The sequence below is a fragment of the Myxococcus sp. CA040A genome (assembly GCF_013336725.1).
Lineage (GTDB): Bacteria > Myxococcota > Myxococcia > Myxococcales > Myxococcaceae > Myxococcus > Myxococcus llanfairpwllgwyngyllgogerychwyrndrobwllllantysiliogogogochensis.
The window spans coordinates 807,193-832,456 of sequence record NZ_JABUMR010000005.1 but is presented as its reverse complement, the minus strand read 5'-3'; the positions used below and the strand labels follow the sequence as shown (position 1 = coordinate 832,456).

The following is a 25,264-nucleotide window of genomic DNA, read 5'->3' as shown; positions in this document are numbered from 1 at the left end:
GTTGACTGAGGCCAGAGGCCCTTGAGCCCAGCGCCCCGCGGGGATTCCATCCGGAAGTGGAGTCCCACCGGCCATGAGCCGGAGGACGTTGAATGCGTGGGAGTTGGTGTCTCCTCGTGCTGGCCTGTGCCGCCCCCCAGGTGGCGTGGGGCCGCGCGTCGCCCGAACTGGCGCAGGCCGCGGCCCCGGGTGAAGCGGTGTCCGCCGAGGCGGAGCAGCCCTCTCCCGCGTCGAATCCGTCCCTGAATGAGCAAGCGCCTGTCGCGGCCGAGCCTGTCTCCGCCGAGTCGAGCGCCTCCGAGGATGCGGCAAAAGTGTCGAAGCAGGCCGAGGTCGTCGCGGGTCCAGGGGCCTCGACGACCTCGGCATCTTCGACACCCGCCGAGGCCTCGCAAGACGAGGTGCCGGTGGCGCGCACCGTGGTGACGGCGTCGCGCACCCAGGAGCGCCTGGGCGAGACGCCCGTGGCCACCGAGGTCATCACTCGCGCGGACATCGTCGCGAGCGGCGCGCGGGATGCGTCGGAGTTGCTCGCCGCGCATCCGGGCCTGGAGGTGGTGCAGACCTTCGCCGGAGCGTCGCTCCAGGTGCAGGGCCTGGGGCCCGAGTACGTGCTGGTGCTGGTGGATGGAGAGCGCGTCGCGGGCCGTGTCGCTGGCAGCGTGGACCTGTCCCGGTTGTCGCTCGAGGACGTGGAGCAGGTGGAGATCGTCAAGGGGCCGTCATCGGTCCTCTACGGCAGTGACGCCGTGGGCGGCGTGGTGAACTTCATCACGCGACGGGCTCGCAAGCCGCTCGGCGGTGAGCTGCGTGTGGCCTATGGCGAATTGGAGCGGCTGGACCTGGACGCGACGGGCGAGGCGCGGGGCGAGAGCTGGGGCCTGCGGCTCAGCGGTGGCTTGCAGCGCCGTGCGTCCTACGATTTGGAGCCCGCGGATGTCGGCACCACGGGCAGCAGCCTGGAGGGCTTCGACGTCTCCGCCAGTGGAGACCTGAAGGGCGAAGGTCCCCTGTCACTGGAAGGGTCCGCCGGCTTCTCCCGACGCACCCAGCGCGGCGTCGACCTGGGCGTCGCGGGCGCGGTGTTCGACAGGGCGAGCCGCGACACGTCCATCAACTCGCGGCTGGCGCCGTCCTGGAAGTTGAACAGCGGCGCGACGCTCCGGGTGGAGGGTTCGTATTCCCACTTCCAGCGTCGCTACCTGAGAGACCAGCGCCGCGCCTCCGCGCTGGACACGGTGGAGGACACGCGCGAGCAGCAGGGCCGACTGGGCACGCAGCTCGACGCGCGCGTGGGCGAGCGTCACGCGTTCGTCGTCGGCGCGGAGCTCCTGGGCGAGTGGCTGGTGGCGGACCGACTGGAGACGGGCGAGGGTGACCGGGGCCGCGCGTCGCTCTACGCGCAGGACAGCTGGACGCTGGCGACGGGCCCCAAGCTGGTGGTCGTCCCGGGCGCGCGCGTGGACGTGGACACGCAGTTCGGCACGGCCGTCACGCCTCGGCTCGCGGCGAAGGTGGACCCGCTGTCCTGGCTCACCGTGCGAGGCAGCTATGGCTGGGGCTACCGGGCGCCGGGCTTCCAGGAGCTGCTCCTCGACTTCGAGAACCCCAGCGTCGGCTACTCGGTGCGCGGCAATCCGGACCTGAAGCCGGAGCGCTCGCGCAGCTTCAGTGTGTCCACGGAGGTTCGGCCGTCGGATGCCTCGCTGATCTGGGTGAGCGCGTATCAGCACGCGTTGCGCGACATGATTGGCACCACGCTCCAGCAGGGCGGAGAGCAGCAGCTCTTCACCTACGTCAACGTGGCGCGTGCGCGCGTGCGTGGCGGTGAGCTGGGCTTGCGGCAGCGCTTCCCGTGGCGCCTGTCCGGCGAGGTGGCCTACACGCTCACCGACGGACACGACGAGGAGCTGGACCGGGCGCTGGAAGGTCAGGCGCTCCACCGGCTCACCGCGCAGGCCACGTGGCGTCACCGCGAGTGGGGCCTGGAGACGTGGGTCCGCGCGGCGCTCGTGGGCAAGCGTCCCTTCTATCCGGACACGGATGGTGACGGCCTCGCCAATCCCTACAAGTCGGAGGCCTACGTCACGGTGGACGCCCGCATCGCCTGGAGGGCGCGCGAGTCGCTCCAGTTCTTCGTGCTCGGCTCCAACCTCGCCGACGCGGGCAATCCCACGGACCTGCCCATTCCGCCACGCACCTTCCAGGCCGGCCTCTCGTTCCGGCTGTGAGTCACCCCAAACCTTCAAGGAGCCTGAATGTCCCGCCCCACCTTCTTCTCCGTGTCTCGTTTCGGCCGCGCCGCCGCGGTCCTGTGCCTGTCTGGCCTGCTGTCCGCCTGCGGTGACGACCTGGTCCCCACGCCTGGGGACGACGATGACAACACGCCGGAGCAGCCGGGCGTCGAGGTGCCGGCGAACGGCACGCACGTGCGCCACGTGGGCAACACGGACGGCTCCATCACCACCGTCGTCGACGCCACGAGCAAGACGGATTGGGTGGGCCTGGACCTGGACACCGGTCTGCAGGTGAGCGCGAGCGCGGACGCGACGTGGGACCTGTCGTTCCAGCGCTTTGGCATCCGCTCGCGCGGCGGCGTGAATGGCACGGGCGGCGTGGAGGTGGCGGTGCTGCCCTCGCAGGACTTCGCCCAGCTCGCGCAGGCGCCCGCGGGTGGCTACTCGGTCGACGCGGATGACGGCGACGACGAGGGCGTGGACCCGGACACCGTCTTCCAGGCCAACGGCGCCTGGTACGCCTACGACGTGTCGACGCACAAGCTGTCCCCGCGCGCGCAGGTGTACGTCGTGCGCTCCGACTCGAAGGCGTACTTCAAGGTGGAGATGCTGTCCTACTACGACGACGCCGGCACGCCCGCGATGCTCAAGCTGCGCTGGACGAAGGTGACGGCGCCCGTCTCGGCTGGCGCGCTCGAGGATGGCGTCTCTCCCAGCGGTCTCCCTGTCGAAGCGTCTCACTGAAGTCGAAGTCTTCCTTTCCCCTGGTGTCTGCCATGATTTCCCAACCTGTTTCGCCGGCGTCTTCTCTCGAGCCCACCGCCCTCCGTCAGCGCTGGCAGTCGCTGCGCGAGGAACAGCCGCGCACCCGTATTCGTGACGCGGCGGAGCAACTTGGCGTGAGCGAGGCGCAGTTGCTCGCCACCGGTGTGGGTGAAGACGTCGTCCGGTTGGACCTGCGCCTCGACACGTTGTTGCCGCGCCTGGAGTCGCTGGGCAAGGTGATGACGCTCACGCGCAACGAGAGCGCCGTGCACGAGAAGCGCGGCCTGTACCGCAACGTCGAGGTGAACGGCGCCGTCGCGCTGGTGCTGGACGAGAACATCGACCTGCGGCTGTTCCTCACGCGCTGGCGCTTCGGCTTCGCGTTCAGAGAGGTCCGTCCAGAGGGCACGCGGCGCAGCCTGCACTTCTTCGACGGCACGGGCATGGCCGTTCACAAGGTCTACCTGGAGGACGAGTCCGGCGTCAGCGCGTTCGAGCGACTGGTGGAGGACTACACCCACGCGGAGCAGTCGCGCGGGGTGCCGGTGGAGGCTGCCACCGCGGCGGAGGCTCCCCGGCCCGATGGCGACATCGACGTGGAGGGTCTGGTGTCCGGCTGGCGCGCGCTCCAGGACACGCACGACTTCTTCCCGTTGCTGCGCCGCTTCAAGGTGGCGCGGACCCAGGCGCTCCGGCTGGTGGGGAACGAGCTGACCACGCCCGTGGCGACCTCCTCGCTGACGTGGGTGCTGGAGAAGGTGGCGGCCTCGGGCCTGCCCATCATGGTGTTCGTCGGCAACCCGGGTGCCATCCAGATTCACACCGGCCCCGTGCACACCGTGCGCGCCATGGGCCCGTGGATGAACGTGTTGGACCCGAGCTTCAACCTGCACCTGCGCACGGACCACGTCCACACGGCCTGGATTGTCCGCAAGCCCACGCGTGACGGCGTCGTCACCTCGCTGGAGCTGTTCGACGCGGCCGGTGAGAACATCGCGCTGCTCTTCGGCAAGCGGAAGCCCGGCATCCCCGAGCAGCCTGAATGGCGGGCGCTGATGGAGGAGCTGATCGCCGCGCTGCCCGCGACCGGGGTGGCGTCATGAAGCGCGTGACAGTGCTCCTGGCCGCGCTGCTGCTGTCGCAGTCCGCGCTGGCCGCTGCTCCGGCCGCACCCGCCGCCGCGAAGGCGGCACCTGCTCCCGCTGTGGCGAAGACGGCCCCGGCTTCCGCCGCACCCAAGCTGGTGACGGTGGGGCCCGCTGTCACCGAGACGGTGTTCGCGCTCGGCGCGGGAGCGCAGGTGGTGGGCGTGGACGACACCAGCCTGGCGCTGCCCGTGGCCCGGAGCCGGCCGAAGGTGGGCTACCAGCGCGCGCTGGCCGCGGAGCCCCTGCTCGCGCTCGGCGCGGCGTGGCTGCTGGCGTCGGAGGAGGCGGGACCTCCTGGTGTCCTCGAGCAGCTTCGCACGGCGGGAATGGAAGTCGTGGTGCTGTCCAACCTGCCCACGCTGGATGCGGCACGGCAGCGCATCCGGACGCTCGCGACGAAGCTGGGCCGGGTGTCCGAGGGTGAGGCGCTCGTCGCGGAGCTGGAGGCAGACCTGAAGCGCGCCGCTGCTCGTGCCGCGTCGGCGAAGCAGGCGAAGCCCAAGCGCATCCTCGCGCTGTATGCCCGGGGCGCCAACGCCCTCATGGTCGCGGGCAAGGACACGGCCACCGATGAACTCATCCGGCTGGCGGGGGGTGTGAATGCCGTGACGGGCTACACCGGTCACCGGCCGCTGACGGCCGAGGCCGTGGTTGGCGCGGCGCCCGACATCATCCTGCTTCCCGGCAGCTCGCTGGAGGCCGTTGGAGGTGAGGCGGGACTTCGGCTGGTCCCTGGCCTGTCCCAAGTGCAGGGCTGGAAGCTGACCACCATCGAGGACGTCCACTTCATGAGCCTGGGGCCCAAGCTGGGCAAGGCCGTGCAGCGCTTGCAGGACGGCATGGGACTTCCGGCGCAGGACGGGACATGAGCGCTTCGGACGTGGCTCCCGCTCCCGCGACGTATCCGGCGCGGGAGCAGGTGAGGGGGCCTGGTGGCCGTCCTCGCCCGTGGTTCGTGCTGGGCGCCGCGCTCGTGGTCGTCACGCTCACGTCGCTCTCGGTGGGCTCGTACCGGGTGCCACTGTTGGGGCTGTTCGGCAGTGCGCTGGAGGCGTTGGGGCTGGAGACGGGATATCGGCTGGAGCCGATGCAGCAGGCGGTGCTGCTGTCCATCCGTCTGCCTCGCGTGGTGCTCGGGGTGATGGTGGGCGCGGTGCTGGCCACCAGCGGCGCCGCGCTCCAGGCGTTGTTCCGCAACCCGCTCGTGGAGCCGGGCCTCCTGGGGACTTCCAGCGGCGCGGCCCTGGGCGCGGTGGCCGCCATCGTCATGGACGTGGCCCTCAGCTCGCGGCTGGGGCCGTTCCGGTTGCTCGTGGTACCGGGCGCGGCGTTCCTGGGCGCGCTGAGCGCCACGTTGCTCGCGCAGAGGTTGGGCGGGGGTGGTGGGCGCACGGAGACGGCGCGCATCCTCCTGGCGGGCGTGGCGGTGAGCGCGGGCGCGGGCGCGGGGATTGGCCTGCTCACGCAAATGGCCACCGACGCGCAGCTTCGCACCATCACCTTCTGGACCTGGGGCAGCCTGGCCGGCGCCTCCTGGAGCGTGGTGGTGGCGTCCACGGTGCCGCTGCTCATCGCGCTGGTGTTGCTGCTGAGGGATTCACGCTCGCTCAACCTGCTGCTCCTGGGAGAGCGCGAGGCATGGCACCTGGGCGTGGACGTGGAGAAGCTGAAGCGACGGCTCATCCTCGCGGCGGCGCTGGGCGTCGGCGCGGCGGTGTCCGTCACGGGCATCATCGGCTTCGTGGGGTTGCTCGTTCCGGCGCTGCTGCGGCTCGCGCTCGGGCCGGACCACCGGCGGTTGATGGGGGCTTCGGCGCTCCTGGGCTCGGCGTTGCTCGTCGCCGCGGATGTGCTCGCTCGCACGGCGGCGGTGCCCCAGGAGCTTCCCGTCGGTGCGCTCACGTCCATGCTGGGCGTTCCTGTCTTCATCTCGATGCTGGCGCGCGGCAAGGGGATGTCATGAGCCTGGAGGCACGGGGAGTCGAGGTGTGGCGAGGCCGGGGTCGCGCGCTGGGACCGGTGTCGCTGAACCTGGTGCCTGGCGAGGTCCTCGCAGTGGTGGGGCCGAACGGCGCGGGCAAGTCCACGCTGCTCTCGGCCTTCTCCGGGGAACTTCCCTGCACCGTGGGCGAGGTGCTGATGGATGGGCGCCCGCTGTTGAAGTGGCCTCCCCGGGAGCGCGCGTTGCGGCTGGGCGTGCTTCCCCAGGAGTCGTCACTCGGGTTCGGCTTCACCGTGCTGGAGGTGGCGCTGCTGGGACGCAGCCCTCACGCCACGCGGGGCGAAGGAAGCGCGGACATGGATGCGGCGCAGGCCGCGCTGGAGGTGATGGACATCCGGCACCTGTCGTCGCGGCCGTATACCTCTCTCTCGGGAGGAGAGCGTCAGCGGGTGCAGCTCGCGCGCGTGCTCGCGCAACTCTGGGAGGCGCCCGAGCACGGTCATCGTTATCTGTTGCTCGACGAGCCGACGTCGAGCCTGGACCTCTCGCATCAGCATCTCGTCCTGGAGGAAGCGACGCACTTCGCGCGGGACGGAGGTTCGGTGCTCGCGGTGCTCCATGATTTGAATCTGGCCGCGCGTTATGCGCATCGAATCGCGGTCCTGGCGGACGGCAAGCTGGTGGAGCTGGGGTCTCCCGCCCAGGTTCTCCGTCCGGAACTCATCGCCAGCACCTTCGGTCTGCAGGTCCGTCTCGTCGAGTATCCAGACTCACCCGCGCCTTTCATCATTCCCTCGGGCCGGGCCCCGCATCATCCATGAGCGGGTGTCTTCAAGTTTCGTGAGTTGCTTCTCGCGGGGGTGTGCGGCGAACCCGGCCTCCCTCCATGTCGCACCGCCGGGCGCCCGCCCCCGCGAGGAGTGTTTGTCGATGGGCCTGCCTGCCCCTGAGCAGACGAGCAGGCTGGAAACAGAGCCTGTCGTGTCGGATGTCTGACATTGCGACACGGTGAATGCGGGCAAGCAGGGGACCCCCGCGTCTCCTGCTCATGCTGTTCTTCGAGGGCACCATGTTGTCCTGCCGCGCACTCGTCACCAGTGTGGCGGACGTGGAGGTGGGACGGCGTTGGGCTTCGAGTCGGCTGTTCGCGCGAGTGGGTGGGCGCTCGTGTACTGGGCGCTGGGCGTGGGGTTGCTGGCGTGTGGCGCGGGCTCGGGAGCCGTTCCGTGTGATGCCGCGTGCGAGGCTTCCGACGAAGCCTGCCGGATGAGCGCGTGCTCCACCGGGCCCGAGGAAGCCGTGAGGGCCCAGGTCGACTGCGGCGCGCTTCCTGTCGGAGGACGGTGTCTGGGGCCTCGCGTGGTGGAGCGCTGTCACGACGGACAGCTCGCGCGCGAGGACTGCGCGGTGAGCGAGGCCTGCGTCGAATCGCAATCCTCCGATGGCGCGCACTGCGAGCCAGGCGCGGCCTGTGTGGAGAGCACCACGCGCTGCTCGGACATGGGCGCGCTGGAGCGGTGCTCGGCGGGGCGCTGGCTCGAACAGCGATGTGAGGCGGGCTGTGTCGCGGAAGGGAACCGGGGCTGGTGCGGCGCGCCCGGGCGCACGCTGAGCGGTGTCGCGCGTTACGAGCGCCGCTTGCCCGACGCGGCCTTCCACGACTGGACGCCGGAGACGGAGTGGGTGCCGGCCCGAGGCTTCCTCGTCGCGTCCTTCCAGGCGGGCACGCTCATCGACCTGGGGGTGACGGACTCAGTGGGGCGCTTCACCGTGCGCCTGCCGACCGAGGTGGGCCCGGAGGACCTCGTCGTGGTGTACGCGGCGGGGCAGGGGAAGCCCGGCACGGTGGACTACGCGGTGGCGGACCCGGGCCTGTCTGGGCCACAGACGCTGCCCGTGACGCTGGGGGCTTCCGCGCGGCTGTGGAGCTGGGCGCGCCCGACGCGGGAGTTGATGGACGCGCCCGTGGTCGCCATCGAGGAGTCGGAGGGCTCGGGCGCGGCGGCGGTCTTCGAGGCGCTGAGCGCGGCGTGGAATGGCACGCGGGAGCGGTTTGGCCGGACGGGGTTGCCCGTGGTGGCGTGGTTGGGCTTCGGCACGACGTGGTCGTGTGGGGCGTGCTTCGCGCCGTGGCAGGTGACGGCGGCGGGGCGGCGCTGGGGCGCGCAGCTCTGGCTGCCGGGAGACTCCGACGCGGCGTGGTGGTCCGAGGCGATGGTGCTCCACGAGCTGGGGCACTGGGCGATGGCCAGCCACGGGACGAGCCCCTCCGAGGGTGGACCTCACTATGTCGGGGTGCCCACCTTCCCGGGTCAGGCCTGGAGTGAGGGCTGGGCCACGTGGTTCAGCTCCGACACGCGCGGCAATCCCCGCTACTACGACAGGCAGGGCGGGACGATGTTCTGGCTGGACCTGGAGACGCGTTCACCAGAGCTGGTCGCGTGGTCTCGGCCGAAGCCCGAGGACGGATTGCTCCAGCCCATCGAGGAGAACGAGGTGGCCGCCATGCTCTATCGGCTGGGCACCGGTACGCCGTCGCGGCAGGTCTTGTACGAAGCGCTCGCGGCTCCGGCGATGAACCTGGCGCCGTGGGCGCGGGGGTATCGCAAGCACACGTGGAGGATGGTGGAGGGAAGGCAGGTGGACGTGGTGGAGACGACGGAGGCCGCGCCGTGTCTCGCGGACTTCCTGGACACATTGATGTGCAAGGGCTACCCGCGGGCATTGATGGACGCGGCCACCGAGCCGACCCTGGCGTATCCGTATCCCAGCCATGAGCCCCTGTGCCGGTGAGGCTGTGATGCGCAAGTTGGAGCGGCAGGGGCCAGTTCTGGAGTCCGCGGTGTCGATGATGGAACGTGTCCGGCGGGATGGCCGGGAGGCCCTCGTTCGCCCTGATGTTGTGTCGGTGTTCGACGTGGTGGGGCTCGTTGCCCGAGCGCGCGTGGGGCGTGCCATTCGGGGAGCGTGCCCATGACGTCGCGACGACGCATCGCGGGCGCGGTGTTGGCCCTGGCGCTGATTGGAGCACTTGCGGCGGGAGTGGCTTCGGGGGTGGAGCGAGCCCGAGGCCGACTGCGCAAGCCTCCCGAACCTCGACCTCCCTTCTCCCAGAGAGACGAGGTCCCGTTGAGTGGTCCCGTGCACGGGGAGGAGGCTTCGCGCCTCTCGACGCGGACTCAAGGAGCTTCGGTGTCCGCATCGAGGCCTGTGGCGGCGGTACGCATGTCGACCGCGTCACCGCCGAAGGGGAGGTCTGGAGGCGCCGGTCTGGTGCGCGATGCGGTCCACCGCGTGCATCCGCGAGGCGTGGCGGTTGGCGAGGAGCACACGGAGGAGTCCTCGGACGACAGCGCGGCCACCGCGTTGAGCGGAGGTTCATTGGCGGGGCTCACCACGCGAGTGCCCGCTCCGATGCGCGTGAACTGGCGCGTGGTGGACGCCGAGGGCGGAGGACTCCGGCTCGTGGCCGAAGTCGAGCGGAGGGCGGGCTTCAACGTGCCCATCGCGGTGAGCATCGTGCTGCCTCCGGAGGCGCGGCTCATCGAGGGGACGACGGACTTCGTGCTGCCGGAAGGTGAGGGTGAGGATGTGCGCGCGGTGCCGTGTGTGGTGAGCGTGACGCCGGGGGTGGTGCCGCGGACGGACCTCGTGATGGTGGCTCATGCGGAAGGCTCGGCCTTCGGAGCCCATGCGGAGGCGCGTTACACCTTCGGTCGACAGCACCTCGTCGAGCGGAGGCCTTCGCCCACGGGGCCTGTCCTGCCAGCGCGCTTCCTCTCGGGCGACGTGTCGGGGGACTCCGAGGACTCCGGTGAGGATGATGCTCCCTGAGTGAGCGGCGATGAGGCGAGCGAAGCCTGTCGCACTTCCGACAGGCGCACCCTGCTCAAGCCCTTGCGGGAGATGCGAAACCTCCTCGTGGGGTGCTCGTCGCCCCGGGAGTGGAGCGAGTGGCTTGCGTGTCCTCGCCGCGCGCGAAGCACCGCTCCCCGAGAAGGCACGGCTTCTTCGAGTGGACTGATGCTCCGCGCTCCAGGTCTCGCGGAAGGAGCGGTGCGCCTCTCTCCCGAGCGGTGAGCACCTCACGCCACGCGGTACCAGTCGCCTGCCGAGCCTTCCCTGTCTGCTCGCTTGTCCGCGGCCGACGCACCGACGGTGCTGGCGAACTCCGAGGAGGACTGTGCTCCCCTCGCATGACCAGGAGTGTGCCTCCCTCGCATGAGGACTGCGAGGCGCGCGGCGACGCGCTAGATACAGGCCTTCGCCGCTGTCCAGGAGCCTCGCCCGTTGGAGACCGTCGCGCTGGGGTTGGTGTTGGTGTCCGCGTTCCTTCACGCGTCCTGGAACGCGATGCTCAAGAAGCATCCGAATCCCGAGGCAGGCGTGGTGGGCGTCATCACCGTGGCGGTGGTGGGCGGTGGTCTGTGGTCGCTCGGTATGAAAGGGGAAGCGTTCCCCTCCTGGCGGGGGCTCGCATGGGCGCTCGGGGCAGGCGTCTGTGAGAGCGTCTATCTGGCGGCGCTGTCCCGTGCTTTGCACCGCGCACCGTTGGGCCTCGCGTACACGGTGTCGCGAGGTGGCGCGATGCTCCTGGTCTGGCCGGTGTCCGTGCTGGCACTGGGTGAGCCCATCTCCGCGTGGACCGTCACGGGCGCGGTGGTGCTGGGCGGTGGGCTCGCGGTGATGCATCTGTCGCGTCCCACGGGGCCCGCTGCGTCCGGAGTCGCGTGGGCCGCGCTGTCGGCGGTGGCCATCGCCGGCTATCACCTGAGCTACAAGATGGCGCTCTCGGACGGTGCGCAGCCACCGGCTCTCTTCACCACGGGCCTGCTCGTCGCGCTGCCCATGCTGGTGCTGGAGCGGAGCCGGCAGATGGGGTGGGCCACCCTCCAGCGAGAGGCGTGGAGCCGTCCCGGTCTGGTGCTCTTCGGAGGGACCATCAGCATGCTGTCCTTCGCGCTGCTGCTCTCGGCGCTGAGCGACAGTGGGGCAGGGGCGGTGCTCACGCTGCGCAACACGTCCATCGCCTTCGCGCTGGCCCTGGCCGCGCTTCAGGGAGAGAGGCTGGGACGCCGCCAACTCGTGGGCGCGGCGTTCGTCTCCGTGGGCGCGGTGTTGCTCGGCATGCCCGCGTAGCCGCCCAGCCTCGTCCGCCTGGGCCGAGGCTCCGCGCCAGACGGGGCGGAGCCGTCGCGCCTACTCCGCCTTGGCCGATGCACCCAGCCGCTTCAAGGACAGCTGCGCGTCCTCGTGGTTGGGCTGGAGCTTCAGCGCCGTCTCGTACTCCTGCTTCGCCTCATCCAGCCGCTTCGACGCTTCCAGCAACTGGCCCAGCGCGTTGTGCGGCTCGGCGAAGGTCGGGTCCACCTGAGAGGAACCCCGGAAGGACTTCTCCGCGTCCTTCGCGTTGCCCTGCTGGTACAGCGCGTGGCCCAGGTACAGCAGCGCCAGCGCGTTGCGAGGCTCCACCGCCAGCGCGTCCGTCAGCACCTTGCGCGCCTTCGCACCGTCGCCGCCGCGCAGGTACAGGAAGCCCAGCTCGGCCCGCGCTTCAATCTGCGCCGGGTCCTTCGCCACCACTTCCTCCAACTCCGTCACCGCCAGGTCCGGACGCCCGCGCCGCGAGTGGACGATGCCCAGCCGCGCCAGCGCCGCCGTGTCCGCCTCCTCGCCTTCCTTGGGCCGCAGGTACGTCTCCGCGCCGGCGTAGTCCCCCATGGCCATCAGGAGGTCCGCCAGGGCCAGCTTCGCCACGCGGTGGTTCGGGTCCTCCTTGAGGACCGCCAGGTAGAGCGGCTGCGCCTTCGCCGACACGCGCTTCTTCGCGTAGGTGTCCGCCAGCGCCAACCGGTTCTCCACCGTGGGCGACAGCGCGACACATTCCTCGTACTGGGCAATCGCGCCGTCGAAGTCACCCTTGGCCTTCAGCGCCTCGCCGTAGCCCGCCCTCGCGGCCGCGTCCTTGGGGAACGCCTCCACCGCCGTCTTCAGCGTGGCCACGGCCTCCTCGGCCTTGCCCAGCGACAGGTACGCGCGCGCGAGGCCCTGGTACGCCTCCGTCGTCTTCTTCCCGTCGTCGGTGCTCTTCTCGATGGCCTTCTTGAAGGCCTCCACCGCCTGCTTCTTCTTGCCCTGCTCCAGGTACAGGTGGCCCAACTGTGTGTACGGCCCGCTGGCCCGACGCGGCTCCAGCACCAGCGCCTTCTCGAAGGACTTGGTGGCGCGCACGTTGTCGCCCAACTGGTAGTAGGCGAGCCCCAGGTTGAAGTGGGCCTCCGCGTACTTCGAGTCGGCGGCGATGGCCTTGAGGAACGCCTCGGTGGCCTTGCGCGGGTCGCCCTTCTCGTTGAGCGCCACGCCCAGGTTGTTCTGCGCGCGCGCGTGCTTCGGGTCCGCGGCGATGGCGCGCTGGTACTCGGCGATGGCGCCGTCGAAGTCGTTCTCGCGCAGCAGCAGGACGCCCAGGTTGTAGTGCGCCTCCGCGTCGCCCAGCTTCTCGCGCGTGGCCTCGCGCAGCGTCTCCTTGGCCTCGCCGTTGAGCCCCTTCTCCGCCAGTGCCTTGCCCAGGTTGACGCGGGCGACGTTCAGCTTGGAGTCCAGCTTCAGCGCCTCACGGTACGCCTCGATGGCGTCGTCCGTGCGGTTGGCGCGCTGCAGGGCCTCGCCCAGGTTGAAGCGCAGCTCCGCGTCCTTCGGCGCCAGCTCCACCGCCATCGAGTACTGGCTGATGGCCACGTCCGTCTCGTCCAGCACGCGGGCCAGCAGGCCCCGCTCCGAGCGCAGCGACGCATCCTCGGGAAACGCGGCGATGGCCTGGTCCAGCAGCGTGCGCGCGGCCTCCGCGTCGCCCGCGAGCCGCAGCGCCCGACCCAGTGCCAGGCGGGGCGGAATCAGGTCCGGCTCCACCTCCACCAGCTTCTTCAGCGGCTCCACCGCCTTCTTCGGCTTGTTCAGCGCGAGGAAGGCCGTGCCCAGGCGATAGAGCGCATCGGCGTCGTCCGGAGACGCGCGCAGCCGGGCACTCTCCACCGCCGCGGTGCGCTCGAGCGCGGCCGCGTCGGGTGGAGGCGTCTGGGCGGTGAGCAGCTGGAGGACTAGGACGCCGGCTTTCGTCATCACAGGTTCTCCACGTAGGGACTGGCACGCGCGTCGAACGTCTTCTTGGCGAGGGCCGTCTTCTTCGCCTCCCAAGCCTCCCGCGCCGTCTTCTCTTCCTTCTGGTCCTCGGAGAGGTCGGCGAGCTCCTCCTTCACCTCCGCCTCGCACTCGGCGACCTGCTCCTCGAACTCCTTCGGGTCCAGCTCCTCGCTGCCCTCCACCTTCGCCTTGCGGGCCGCAGTCAGCTTGGCCAGCTCGAACTTGGCGAAGGCGCAGTTGCGCGCCAGCTCCGACACGTCACGCAACCCCACCGACAGCCGCTGCTTCGCGCGCAGGTACTCCACGCGAGCCTCGGACTCCTCGATGGCCAGCTTCGCCACCTCGCGCGAGACTTCGTCCGTCGCGCGGTCCACCTCGTCCTCCGCCGCCTCCTGGCGGGAGCGGGCGCGGCGGATGTTGTCGCGGGCGCGGTCAATCTCGTTGTTGTTCTCGTCCACCTTGTCGACGGCGAGCGCCAGCTCGTTCTCCGCCTCCAGCAGCTCGATGCGGACTTCAAACGGGAGCTTCTTCACCAGCGAGCCAGGCACCTTCATGCCGTAGCTGGGGCCGCACGCGGCCAGGAAGAGCGGGAGGGTGAGCAGGACGATGTGCTTCATGGAACGGTCGCCTCGAAGCTGCCGAAGATGGTGCGGCCGGAATAGATGTCGATGCCGTTGACGAAGGTGACGTGGAAGTCACCGGTGACACGCTGGCCCTGCGCCGTGGGGAGGTTGTCCACCACGAGCGAGCCTCGCTCCAACTGCGGGAAGACGCGCGCCGGCTCGTCCAGCACGCTGCGGCCGATGACGCCGCGCTGCGCGCCGCCTTCCAGGGCCTCGGCCAGGTTGATGGTGAGCCCGCCGGTGTAGCCCTCGGGAATCATGTCCCCCACGCGCGCGCTGACCTTCAGCACGGTGTTCACCCCGGAGCCCTGGGGCGAGACGAAGTTGATGGACAGCTCTCCTTCGGCCAGCACCGCCTCCGCGCGCTTGTACTTCAGGTCCAACAACGGCGACACGCTGCCTTCCAGCGCGCCGCCCTCGTCGCTACACGCGCACAGCCCGGCCACCAGCGCCACGAGCGCCAGGGTCCGGAAGCCGTGCGAGTGCGTCGGGTGGAGACGCGGGCTCACTTGCACGCCTTCCAGCCCGCGGTGTCCACGTCGGCGCCGTTGAGCGAGCCCACGTCCTTGAGGACGGCCAGGTCTCGCCGCGCCCCGTCCACGTCGCCGAAGCGGCAGCGCAGCGCGGCCAGGTTGAGGCGCGCCTTGTCGTAGGTGGGGTCGGAGTCCATCGCCTTGGCGTACGCGGCGCGCGCGCCCATGGCGTCACCCATGTTGAGCAGCGCCCAGCCCAGCGCCGAGTGCGCCGAGGCCTTGGTGTCCTGGAGCTCCGTGACGCGGCCGAACGTCAGCTGCGCCACGCCGAACTGGCGCGCCTCCAGGTACGCCATGCCCAGCGCTTCCAGCGACTCCACGCTGAGCGTGCGCTCGGCCTTCTTGCGCAGGTCATCCAGCGCGGCCAACTGCGTGGGCGCACCCGGCTGGGGCACCGGCAGCGCGGCCTGTTCGGCGCGCGAGCGGCAACCCACCACCGCCGCGCTGAAGACCTCCAGCGACTCCGCGCGGGACAGACACGCCTTGAACGCCTCCTCCGAGCGCGTCTTCAGCGGGCCGACCTGCTCCTTCACCGCCGCCTGGAACTGCTGCGACTCCGAAGCGGAGAGGCCGCCCGGCACCGGCGTGGACTCGACGACGTCCGCGATGTGCCCGTACGCCAGCGCCAGCCGCCACAGCGAGGCCACCGCCCACTCGGGGTAACCCAGCGACGCGGCCTGCGTGTAGATGCCCTCCAGGCTCTGGAGCGCGGCGACCTTCTCCTCCACCTTGTCCGCCGGCAGGTCCTTGTAGCCGCGGTAGAGAATCTCGCCCAGGAACCACAGGCCCCTGGCCGCCTCTTCCGTCTGGCCGTTGGGGCCCTGCACCGCCGTGGTGAGCGTGGCCACCAGCGCGTCCGCGGACGCCGTGGGCGCCGTGACTGCCTGCACCTCCGCCAGCACCGCCGCCGCGCCCGCGCTCCTCGGGTCCAGCTTCAGCGCCGAGTCTGCCGCGAGCTTCGCGCGCGAGTAGTCCTTCGCCTTCAGCCGCGCCTCGGCCAGCAGCACCAGCACCTCGGACTTGCGCGCGCCCGACACTTCCGCCGCCGTCTCGAGGTTGCGGGCCGCTTCCTTGTACTCACCCAGCGCCATGCGCAGCCGCGCGCCGGCAAGCCACCCGTCCACGCCGGCGATGTCCGCGCCCAGCTTCTGGCCCACCTGCTCGAACCACGTGGCCGCCTCGCCGAACGCCGCCGCTTCCGCCGCGTGCCGGCCGAGCGTCAGGAGCACGTCCGACAGGTACTGGCTCTTGGGGTAGTCCTGCACCAGCTTGGCGCCCAGGTCGCGCTCGGCCTGCAGGTCGCGCTTCTCGCGCGCCGCCGTGAAGGCGCCGTACAGGGCCTTCTCGCCGATGTCGCTGTTCTTGTTCTCGTCGGCCACCTTCACGAGGCCCTGGATGACGTCGCCCGTCTCCTGGGCGCTCTGCAGCGCCAGCTCGTCCAGCGCCTCGGCGCGGCTCTGGGTGAGAATCTTCTGCACCTCCGCGCGGAAGTTGCCGGGCAGGGGCGAGGTGAGGAACTTCTTGCCCGTCTCGTCCAGGCCCTTGAAGTCGTTGACCTGCCGCAAGCTGTCCAGCGCCAGGTTGCCGGCGACGGTGGCTTCCTTGTGCTGCGGATGGGTGAGGGCGAAGGCGGTGAACAGCTCCGCCGCCTTGGGGTAGTCGCCGTCCTCGTAGAAGGCGCGCGCGATGTTGAACTTCACGTCCAGGACGTTGGGGCTCTTGGGGTAGCGCGACACGTACTCCGCGCCCAGCAGCTTCATCGCCTGACGCGCGTCCGCGACTTCATACGCGTTGCGCTTGAGCGCCTCCTCCGGCTTGAGCGTGGAGAAGTGCGCGAGCAGCGCGGCGTAGAGGGCCTCTTCCTCGCCCTTGGCGTCCTTCGCCTTCGACTCGTAGCGGGCCAGCTCCTCGAACTGACGCGCGGCGCGCGTGTAGTCCTTGGCGGAGAAGAGCGCCTCCGCGCGGTTCTTCATCATCGGCCGCACGTACTGGTCGGGACGGAAGAGGCTCAGGTACGCCTCGTACGCCTCGGCGGTGCTCAGGTAGAGCTCCTTCTCCTCCTTCTTCTGCGCCGCCAGGTGGAGCAGGGTGGCCAGGTCGCGCCCCATCTCCTCCAGCTCCACGAGCTGCTTCTTGCGGTCGACCTCCGACAGCTCCGGGTCGGTCTTGGACTGCACCGCCGCGCGCACGAGGATGCGCAGGTCCTCCGGCTCCGGCAGCACCTTGCCCTTGGACGCCTTGAGCGCGTCGTAGAGCTTCTGGCCGCGCTCCAAATCCAGCTCGGGGTCGTGCTGAATCTCCATCAGCTTGCGCAGCGCGGGGATGGCCCACTCGTACTGCTGCTTGATGAAGTAGCGGTTGCCCAGCTTGTCGAGCGCCAGCGCGTAGGTGGCGCGGCTTTCGCTGAGCTTCTCGAAGTAGTTGAGCGCGCCCTTGGGCGGCTTCGCCTCCGTGTAGCTGTAGACGAGGTCAAGCAGCGCCTCGCGCTTCACGTTGAGCGCCTTCTTCACGTCCATGCCCGGCAGGGGGGCGCTCGCGGCCGCGGCCTCGAAGAACGTGACGGCCTCCGCGTGCTTGGCCTGGTTGACGCGAATCCAGCCCATCTTGTAGCGGGCCAGGTCGTGCACGGGGGAGGGCGGGGCCTCCAGGATGGCCTGATAGTGGCGCTCGGCCTCGACGAGGTCCGCCTTGTCGAAGAAGTGGTCGCCGAGAATCTGCTCCGACTCCAGCCGCAGCGGGCTGTTGGGGAACTTGCGCGTCAGGTCGCCGAGCGTCTTGAGCATCTCGTCGAACTGCCCGAGTTCTCGCTGCTCGTGCGCCAGGTAGAACGTCACCTGGTCCCCGTCCTTGAAGTCCGGGTACTCGCGCAGCAGGCGGTAGTACATCTGCACGGCCTTCTGCTTCATCAGCCGCGTCTCGGGAGAGACGATGGCGCCCGAGGCTCCCTCTGGCCGGGACTCGGCCTGGAGGTAGTACACGTAGCGGCTCTTCTCCACGAAGAGCTCGGCGAGCCGGAACTGGAGGTCCGGCAGGTACGGCGCGTTGCGGCTCTTGGAGATGAGCTTCTCTGTCTCGCCGATGGCGCGGTCGACCTTGAAGATGTCTCGCTTGAGCTTGGCGATGAACTCGTCGCGCTCCTTCGCCTTCGAGACCATCGGATTGAGGCCGGGGCCCGCCGCGCGGCCCGTGCCTCCGGGGGACGCCGCGAGCAGGGCGGCGGTAATCAGGCCGGTCAGGGGGCCGGTCATGGGGTCTCCTCGATGCAGCGGCTCTCGATGCTGACCCGGTACGACTTGAGCTCGTCGTTCCAGTATTCGCCGTCGAAGCGGAAGGCGACGCTGTCGGGCGTCAGGAGTTGTTCATCCTCGGGCGCCACGATTTTCGCGCCCTTCTTCACGCGCTCGTACAGCTTCAGTCCCACTTCGTATTCCATCAGTCGCACCTGCTCCGCGGCGCGCAGGAGCGTGTCCGCCTCCTGGCGCACGGCCTCCGCCAGTCGCGCGTCGTACACGCGCACGGCCTCGGCGCGAGACAAGTCGTACAGCTTCGTCAGGTGCGAGAAGAGCCGGTCGCCGAAGCTGCCGGCGTAGCGGCCCAGGCGCTCGCCCTCCAGGTCCAGGGTCTCCACGAAGCGCGAGGCGCGCTGGGTGCCACCGTGCGAGTTGGCCGCGCGGCGCAGGCGGAGGTCCTGGGTGAGGTCGTCGCGGTTGCGCACCGCCTCCAGCGAGTCCGCGAACCTGCGCGTCAGCTCCTTCGCCGCGCGCTTGGCGGGCAGGTAGTGGCAGAGGTCGCGGTAGATGAGGGCGCGCAGCAGGTACTTGTCCGGCAGGAACTCGTCGCGGAACGACGGAGCGTCCAGGGTGGTGAGGATGCCCAGCGACGCGCGCGGCTCACCCAGCTTGTAGCGGGTCCACGCTTCCTCCAGGTAGAGGCTGGCGCGGCCCGGGTCCAGCTCCGGCAGCTTCACCAGGTTGTACGCCTCCAGCGCGCCCGTGTAGTCCAGCCGCTCGTAGCGCAGGCGGGCCACCGCGAGCGCCGCCTCGTTGCGCGCCTCGCGCGTGAGCTTCTCGTCCTTGGACAGGCCCAGGAAGTCCGCGATGAGCTCCTCGGAGGGCTCCTTCACCTGCTTGAGCCGGGTGACGAGCAGCGCGAACTTCGCGCGGCTGGCCTCGGCGCTCGTCTCCGACAGCTTGGCGAAGTGCGTGTTGGCCCAGCGCTCGTTGCCCACGCGCAGGTCGACGAGGCCCTGCTGATAGTGCGCGTACGCGCCCGTGTCTTCCGGGAGGAAGCCCAGGTCGAGCGCGCCGAAGACCTGCTCGTCGATCATCACGTCGTCGTGCGGCCGGTCCGTCAGCTCCTTCAGCGTGTCGAGCGCGCGGGGGATGACGTTCGGGTTGGAGCGCTCACGGGCGATGCGCGCCAGATACGACGCGCCCGCGTGCGTCAGGCCCAGGTCGATGAGGCTCCGGGCGAGGAAGTACTGCGCCCAGGCGTAGTTGTCGTCCGTCTTGGGCGCGGCCTGGAGCCACGCGTAGAGGGGACCCGCGGCGTCGCGCGGCTTGCCGTCGAAGTAGTCCTGCAGCGCCTGGTCGAAGATGGCCGGGTCCACCTTCTGCGGCACGGGCGGCGGCGCCTCGGCGGCGGCCTCCGGCTTCTTGTCGGACGCGGCAGCCGCGGGCGCGCCCTCGGCGCCGGCGGCCGGCGCGGGTGCACCGGACTCGGCGGGCTTCGCGGCCGGAGCGGGGGAGCCCGTCGCGGGTTTGGCGGCGGCGCCGGGCGTGGCCTTCGCGCCGGAAGGAGGTGGCGGCATGGGCAGCGAGCCACCGCCAGACTGGGCGGGAGCCGTCGCTGGAGACACGACGAGCGCGGCGCTGGCGAGCGCGGCGATAAGTGAGCGGGGGGTCATTCCGTGGCGCCGAAGTTGAACGCGGTACCGAGCTGGACCACGGGGACATTGATGATGCGGGAGGCACCCGCGAACACGACGTTGTTCGTCACGTCGAGCCGGAACGACAGCGTCTTGCCGGAGAACATGCGCACGCCCAGGCCCAGGTTGATGGCGGGGCGGAAGCCGTCCTGCCGGTCAATCTTCACCACCGTGCCGCCGCCGAGCAGGAACGCCTCGAAGTGCAGCACGGAGCTGTTGAGCACGGCCGTCTTGCCGTAGAGCGGGCTCCAGACGAGGTCCGAGCCCACCATCCACTGCACCTGGTCCTCGAACGCGGAGGCGGTGGGGGCCACGTCGAAGTCGCGCTCGAGCTGCCGGCGCAGCGACGTCTGGATGTTGTAGCTGTACGTGCCGCGGCCCACCTGCCACGCGAACGTGTCGCTGAAGTGGTACGTGTACGAGACGCTTCCAGTGAGGCCCTTGTAGAAGGCGTCGGCCGGCAGCACGCCGACCCCGAGGTACAGCTCGTGGTTCATCCGGTACTGCCGCTCCTGGATGGCGGAGACGGCGCCGGGATTCTCGAGCGCCTCGGCCTGGGCGCGGGCAAGGCCGGGCGCCAGGAACAAGAGAATGAGCAGGGCGTATCGCACGGTGGGGGCTTCCTGGCGGATGAGCGGAACGAAACGCGGGTGGGGGGCCCGCGTCAGTAGCCGACGGAGTTGAAGAGGAACGGGTAGGTGATGATGACCACGCCGCCCTTGGGGGCGGGGAAGGTCCAGGACTTCAGATTGGTGAGGATGCAGGCCTCGACGGAGGCATTGCGCAACGTGGAGGACTTCGTCTTCGCCGCGGCCACGCGGCCGTTGGCGCCGATGGTCCACTCCAGCACCACCTTGCCGGCGAGGCCCGGATCCTTGAGCAGCGCGCGCTCATAGCAACCGTGCACTTCGTTCAGGTGGCTGTTGATGACGCGGGCCACGGCCTCGCGGTCCACGGTGCCCTGGGTGGAGGCGATGCTGCGCGCGGTGGCGCGCGTGACGGTGCCGCCGACCTTCCCCTTGCCCACCGAGCCCGCGCCCAGCGCGCCGATGCCGCCGCCGCCCTTGCCGCGCAGAAGCTCCGCGCCCAGCGTCGCGCCGCCGCCCTTGCCGCCGCCGCCCAGGCCGAACGTGCCCAGGCCCGCGTTGGCGATGGGCGCCTTTCCGATGAGGCCCGACAGCTTGTAGTTGGAGTTCTTCACGTTCTTGCTGCCCGGGCCGCTGCCCAGCTTGTCCACGGCGGCGAGCAGGTCATTGGTGGCGGGCCCGGCGGCGGACAGCTTCGCCAGCGCCTTGAGCGCCTTGTTCTCCGCGGGCGCGGCGGCCACGGCCTTGGGCTGCTCCTTGGGCGGAGGTGGTGCCTTCTCCACCGGCTTGGGCGGCGCCTTCTCCGCGACCTTCTCCTTCGGTGGGGCCTTCTTCTTGATGGCCTCCAGCTTCTGCTTCGCCTCTTCCTTCTTCTTCGGCTCGGGGGCGATGAGGCGCAGCGCGACGGGCGGCAGGCTCTTCTGGGTGAAGTCCGCCGTCTCCGGCGTGGGCGGCTTGAGCGCGATGAAGGCGCCCATCCCCGACGCGAAGAGCAGGAAGCACATCATCGCCAGCCACGGCAGGCCCTTGAGCGGGTTGACGAACACGCGCGTGGGGATGGGGGCGGCGTAGGCCACCAGCGACATCTGACCCTGCGTCAGCCGGGCGCCCACGCCCTCGCGCAGCGTGATGAAGCGGCGGCTGCCGTCGGACTCCAGCGCCGCGCCGGTGACGGGGGTGAAGCGGCCGTCATTGCCGCTCTTCTCCACCTCGGTGCCGGGAGGCACGAAGAGGCGGAAGGCGCCGTTGGCCGACTCGGCCAGGGTGAAGGGCCCGGTGCTCTCCGGCAGCGTGAAGCCCCACAGCGGCATCGCGTCGGGGAGGTCCAGCGACGCCTTCACCGGCTGCTTCTTGTCCGGCTTGAAGCGGCGCGCGTCGCGGCGGATGGTGCCCCAGTAGAGCTCCAGGTAGAGCTGGGGCGTGCCCTTGCCCGGGTCCAGGCGCGGCGCGTGCGTGGGCCTGGACGCGGTGACGCGTGGCTCCTGGAGCAGCGGCCCTTGCGGCGCGGGCAGCGGCTCCAACGCGACGTCCGCGAGAAGATCATCCGCGAACAGCATGCCCGTGTTCGCGGCCTGCGGCGGCTCCTGCGTCACGCGGCGGCGCACGGACGGCACGGTGCCAGCGGGCACGGGCTGGTGGGGGGCCTGCAGCGGCACGGGCTGCGGCGCGGCGGCGGCCACGTGGGCCTGGGCGTTGATGGAGGCCTGCGGCGCGTGCGCGACGGGCGCCGGCATGGGGACCATGGCGGGCGCGGCGGACTGCTGCGGATAGATGGCCTGCGTCGCCGCTTGCGCCGGATGGGCCTGCTGCTGCGGCACGGCGCGAATCGCGGGCACGGTGGTGGCCAGCGGCTGCGCGGGCGCGGTGGCGGGGCGGAGCTGACGCACGGGCGCGGCCTGCTGCGCGGGGGGAGGCGGCGCGGGCTGCGGCGTGCCGAACAGCGCGGCGACCTCCGGCGGAGGCTGCGGCTTGGCCTCGTGGGGTTTCTGCGCCAGCACGCGCGTCTTGAGGACGAACGGTCCGCACAGCACCTCGTCCACGGAGCGAATCTCGCACGCGGTGACGCGGTGGCCGTTGACGAACAGGCCCGTGGCGGTGCCCGCGTCCTGGATGGCCGCGCGTCCGTTCTGGAAATAGAGCAGCGCGTGGCGCGGCTCCACGGCCGGGTCTTCCAGCCTCAGGTCCGCGGACGGGTCTGAACCGAGCGCATACGTGCCGGGGACGAAGACTTCCGTCCCAACGAGGAGTCCGTCGCGGAGGATGACGACTTGCAGGACGCTGGGCTGGCCGCTCAACGGTGACGCTCCCTTCAAGGGCTGGTGGGCGGTGCTGCCCTACTGGTCGTACACCGTGGCGAGCGTTTCGGCGCGGAAGCTGTCGCGCTCGCGGATCATCGACCGCGTCTTCAGCTCCTTGCGGTCATAGAGATAGACGGCGCCCGACTTGTTCGTCTGGCCCTGGATGAGCCGGTCGTCGAAGTCGATGCGGGACGGGCCGCGCTGCGGCGGCGCCGAGGAAGTGGCGGCCTCCGACTCGCCCGTCACCGGGTCCGTCACGGGCGCGCTCTTGGTTTCAATTTTCGGCGGGGCCTTGGCACTGGACTTCTTGCCAGCCTTCGACTTCGCCGATTTCGCGGAACGGCCGCGGCCCTGGGCCCAGGCGTCGCTCGGGATGAACAGCGTACCGATGCCGAGGAGCTGGGCGACGGCCATGCAGAGGAGGAAGCGTCGCATCATCAACAGGTTAAGCGATGCGTGTATGGACCTGTCAACGCACACTCCAGGGCTGTTCGTGAGACGTCGGTCAACAGGTGTGGGGGGCACTCCACCCCATGTGGGGCGCGTGCTCCACGACTGCACTTGCTCGTTGCCGGCCGAGCGGAAAGATGTCGTGCCGCTCCGTGTCTGAAGTCGCTGTCCAACCGGGCGGGCACGGGGAGAATCCTCGTGGCCTCGCGCGAGAGGAGGGAGGATGCTTTCTCGCGAAAGGCACCGGGACACGACGTGACGAGCGCGGCGCGCAAGTGGGCAATGCTGGCGGTGGGCGTGGCGCTGTGGAGCGCCGCCGGGTTTGTGGGCTACCGCCTGAGCACGCGGGGCGAGCGCACATCCGCGCCTCCCGGGTCCTCCGCGCCCCCCTCCTCGGGAACGGCGCCGAGGCTCGATTCGGTGGGCCCCCGGCTCACCAGCAATGAGACCTCCCAGCCCCTGTCCATCCAGGGCGCGAGGTTGGTAGCGGGATTGCGTCTGTCACTCGGTCCACCACTGTCACGCGAGCTGCCGTTGACGGTGGTCGACTCGGGCCATGCCTTCGCCCGGCTGCCCGCGGGGCTGGCGCTGCCAGAGGACCTGCCCCAGGTGGTGGTGGAGGCCCGGCTGGTGGCGGACGGGGGCGCGCCTGTCGAGGGGAGCGCCCCCCTCACGCTGGTGAATGACAGCGCCTTTCCCGACCTGATGGGGATGGTGGCGTCTCCGGATGGGCGCACGCTGTTCGTCGTCTCGCCGCCCACGGACACGGTGTACTCCCTGGACGTGGGCTCGGGTCGCGTGGAGCGGCTGGCGGTGGGGGACGGGCCCTCCGCGCTGGCGACGTGGAAGGATGCGCGCGGCCGGTCCTTCCTCGGCGTCGTCCATCGCTACCAGCCGGAGCTGCGCGTGTTCGCGCTGGACTCTGAAAGCGAGCCTCGGGTGTTGCCCGCGCCCCTGGGGGCCTCCGGTCTGGAGGTGGATGGCGCGCGTGGCGTGGCCTTCATCGCGGAGCAGGTGAGGGACACGGTGCGGGCTGTCTCGCTCAAGGATGGACGCGAGCGCTGGGCCGCGCCGGTGGACCCCAATCCGCGCGCGCTCGCCCGATGGAAGGACCTGCTGGCGGTGGGCAGCCTCCAGACGGGGCAGCTGGAGCTCTTGCGTCAGGAGGACGGCGCGCGCGCGTTCACCGTGGTGCCCGGGCCGGGAGTGGCCATCGTCGGCGGCAATACGGAGCGCTTCCGCGCGCAGGTGATGGGGGGAAAGGCGCCTCGCGCGCTCGTCGCGAGCCAGAAGCTGGGCCGCCTCTTCATGGCGAGCCTGGGCCCCAATGTCGGGCCCAATCCCCAGCGCATGGAGGTGAGCAACAACAGCGGCGTGGCCGTCATCGACCCGGCGCGTGGCGACTATGTGAGACACCGGGGCTTCGGCGCGGGAGTGACGGAGGGCCTGGCGCTCGACGAGGCCACGGAGTTGCTCTACGCGGCGGACGTGGGCATCGGCTGGGTGCGGGTGATTGACGCCCGGGCGCTGGTTTCCAGCGACGACACGGTGGCGCGCGGCGCGGTGCTTCAGAAGGTTTCGCTGACGCCGCCCCAGGACATGCCGCGCATCCGTCCGGCCGGGGACTTCTCGACGAAGGGACGTGCGGGCGAGGAGCTGCACTCCGGGCCGCGCTCGCTGGTGCTCTCACCCGACGGCGCCACCCTCTATGTCCTCAACCGCTTCACCCGCGAGGTGGCGGTGGTGGACGTGCGCGACGCGCGCAAGGGGCGGCAGGGGGTGGTGACGCGGCGGCTCCCGGTGGTGGTGACGCGCGCGCAGGCCAAGCGCCGGTTGGGTCAGGTCCTCTATTACGCGGACCTGGGACGCACCGGCATCACCTGCGACGGCTGTCACATCGAGGGACACACCGGCGGGGTCTTCTACGAGAAGACGCGGCCCAATCGCATCTACCGCTCGCCCACCGTGCTGGGCAGCCGTGACACGCCGCCCTTCTTCACGCCCGCCAGCCAGCACAACCTGGCGGAGACGGCGAGCTTCGTGGGCGGACGCAACCGCTTCCACAACCCGGACCCGTCCCCCTCCGAAGTCGAGGCGCTCACCCTCTATACGTCGCTGATGGTGACGCCACCCAACCCGTACCGGGGCGAGGATGGCGCGCCGCTGGAGTCGGTGACGCTCCCGGATGGACACGTGGGCCGTCCCGCGCGGGGGCGCGCGTTGTTCGAGGGGCGGGGCGGCTGTCTGGCGTGCCATCCCGCGCCGCTCTACACGTTGGACCAGGACGCCCGGACGCGAGGCCAGTACCTGGATGTGGGCACACCCGTGGCCCTGCCGCTGCGCATCGAGCAGCAGGACCTGGTGGTGGGCGCGGCGCCGCCGTCGCTGGTGGGCACGTGGGACATGTGGCCGCTGCTCACGAGCGCCACGGCGGGTTACGCGGTGAAGGATGGCCGGCTGGTGGTGGACACGCGCTTCCCCTTGAGGACGGTGCTGGAGACGGCCGGGCCCGCACACGGTGATGCGCGCGCCTTCAGCTCCGAGGAGCGGGACGACGTGCTCGCCTTCCTGCTCACATTGTGAGCACGCGTCGGAACGCGGCGCGTCCGGCGTTC

18 protein-coding genes are annotated in these 25,264 nt (G+C 70.4%); 10 read left to right on the top strand and 8 right to left on the bottom strand.

The features are described 5' to 3' along the window. The first annotated feature begins 92 nt into the window (after positions 1-92). From HUA75_RS25205 to HUA75_RS25165, 9 genes are all read left to right on the top strand, one after another. A complete protein-coding gene (locus HUA75_RS25205) occupies positions 93-2,231 on the top strand; it encodes a TonB-dependent siderophore receptor (protein WP_254627738.1) in 2,139 nt (712 codons plus the stop codon). 27 nt (positions 2,232-2,258) lie between these two features. Beyond that, the gene (locus HUA75_RS25200; protein ID WP_174487810.1) at positions 2,259-2,981 is read left to right on the top strand and encodes an HmuY family protein; all 723 of its coding nucleotides are present in this window, start codon (positions 2,259-2,261) and stop codon (positions 2,979-2,981) included. Positions 2,982-3,013: 32 nt separating this feature from the next. Then, on the top strand, positions 3,014-4,105 hold the full coding sequence (locus tag HUA75_RS25195; RefSeq protein WP_174462958.1) for a hemin-degrading factor: 1,092 nt from the start codon (positions 3,014-3,016) through the stop codon (positions 4,103-4,105). Next, positions 4,102-5,019, top strand: coding sequence for a hemin ABC transporter substrate-binding protein (locus tag HUA75_RS25190; RefSeq protein ID WP_174487809.1), 918 nt, complete (start codon positions 4,102-4,104; stop codon positions 5,017-5,019). The genes HUA75_RS25195 and HUA75_RS25190 overlap by 4 nt, the downstream gene beginning before the upstream one ends. Then, a complete protein-coding gene (locus HUA75_RS25185; RefSeq protein WP_174487808.1) occupies positions 5,016-6,113 on the top strand; it encodes an iron ABC transporter permease in 1,098 nt (365 codons plus the stop codon). Before HUA75_RS25190 ends, HUA75_RS25185 begins: the two co-directional genes overlap by 4 nt. Further along, positions 6,110-6,913, top strand: a complete 804-nt coding sequence (locus tag HUA75_RS25180) for a heme ABC transporter ATP-binding protein (protein WP_141641926.1) — start codon at positions 6,110-6,112, stop codon at positions 6,911-6,913. The genes HUA75_RS25185 and HUA75_RS25180 overlap by 4 nt, the downstream gene beginning before the upstream one ends. Positions 6,914-7,217: 304 nt before the next feature. Further along, complete coding sequence (locus HUA75_RS25175) at positions 7,218-8,885, top strand: hypothetical protein (RefSeq protein WP_254627737.1); 1,668 nt, start codon at positions 7,218-7,220, stop codon at positions 8,883-8,885. A 480-nt stretch (positions 8,886-9,365) separates the two neighbouring features. Further along, positions 9,366-9,926 (top strand): hypothetical protein, encoded by a 561-nt coding sequence (locus HUA75_RS25170; RefSeq protein WP_174487807.1) that lies wholly within the window; start codon positions 9,366-9,368, stop codon positions 9,924-9,926. A gap of 456 nt (positions 9,927-10,382) precedes the next feature. Beyond that, complete coding sequence (locus HUA75_RS25165) at positions 10,383-11,231, top strand: EamA family transporter (protein ID WP_254627736.1); 849 nt, start codon at positions 10,383-10,385, stop codon at positions 11,229-11,231. 60 nt (positions 11,232-11,291) lie between these two features. On the opposite strand, the gene HUA75_RS25160 is transcribed toward HUA75_RS25165, so the two are convergent. Genes HUA75_RS25160 through HUA75_RS25125 form a run of 8 tightly spaced genes read right to left on the bottom strand, consistent with a single transcriptional unit; the run spans position 11,292 to position 22,637 of the window. Beyond that, positions 11,292-13,211, bottom strand: coding sequence for a tetratricopeptide repeat protein (locus tag HUA75_RS25160; RefSeq protein WP_174454729.1), 1,920 nt, complete (start codon positions 13,209-13,211; stop codon positions 11,292-11,294). After that, positions 13,211-13,849 (bottom strand): hypothetical protein, encoded by a 639-nt coding sequence (locus HUA75_RS25155; RefSeq protein WP_174487806.1) that lies wholly within the window; start codon positions 13,847-13,849, stop codon positions 13,211-13,213. Before HUA75_RS25155 ends, HUA75_RS25160 begins: the two co-directional genes overlap by 1 nt. Next, positions 13,846-14,364 (bottom strand): hypothetical protein, encoded by a 519-nt coding sequence (locus tag HUA75_RS25150; RefSeq protein WP_141641921.1) that lies wholly within the window; start codon positions 14,362-14,364, stop codon positions 13,846-13,848. The genes HUA75_RS25155 and HUA75_RS25150 overlap by 4 nt, the downstream gene beginning before the upstream one ends. After that, on the bottom strand, positions 14,361-17,636 hold the full coding sequence (locus HUA75_RS25145; RefSeq protein ID WP_174487805.1) for a tetratricopeptide repeat protein: 3,276 nt from the start codon (positions 17,634-17,636) through the stop codon (positions 14,361-14,363). The genes HUA75_RS25150 and HUA75_RS25145 overlap by 4 nt, the downstream gene beginning before the upstream one ends. Further along, entirely contained in the window at positions 17,633-19,294 is a 1,662-nt protein-coding gene (locus HUA75_RS25140; RefSeq protein WP_174487804.1) for a hypothetical protein, read from the bottom strand. The genes HUA75_RS25145 and HUA75_RS25140 overlap by 4 nt, the downstream gene beginning before the upstream one ends. Next, positions 19,291-19,926, bottom strand: coding sequence for an outer membrane beta-barrel domain-containing protein (locus tag HUA75_RS25135; protein WP_141641918.1), 636 nt, complete (start codon positions 19,924-19,926; stop codon positions 19,291-19,293). Before HUA75_RS25135 ends, HUA75_RS25140 begins: the two co-directional genes overlap by 4 nt. A gap of 53 nt (positions 19,927-19,979) precedes the next feature. Beyond that, positions 19,980-22,196: an AgmX/PglI C-terminal domain-containing protein gene (locus tag HUA75_RS25130; protein ID WP_174487803.1), complete on the bottom strand. Its 2,217-nt coding sequence runs from the start codon at positions 22,194-22,196 to the stop codon at positions 19,980-19,982. 39 nt (positions 22,197-22,235) lie between these two features. After that, the gene (locus tag HUA75_RS25125) at positions 22,236-22,637 is read right to left on the bottom strand and encodes a hypothetical protein (RefSeq protein WP_254627735.1); all 402 of its coding nucleotides are present in this window, start codon (positions 22,635-22,637) and stop codon (positions 22,236-22,238) included. Positions 22,638-22,931: 294 nt separating this feature from the next. Between HUA75_RS25125 and HUA75_RS25120 the strand changes: the two genes are divergently transcribed. Then, complete coding sequence (locus HUA75_RS25120) at positions 22,932-25,232, top strand: MtsA protein (protein WP_174487904.1); 2,301 nt, start codon at positions 22,932-22,934, stop codon at positions 25,230-25,232. The last annotated feature ends 32 nt before the right edge of the window (positions 25,233-25,264 follow it).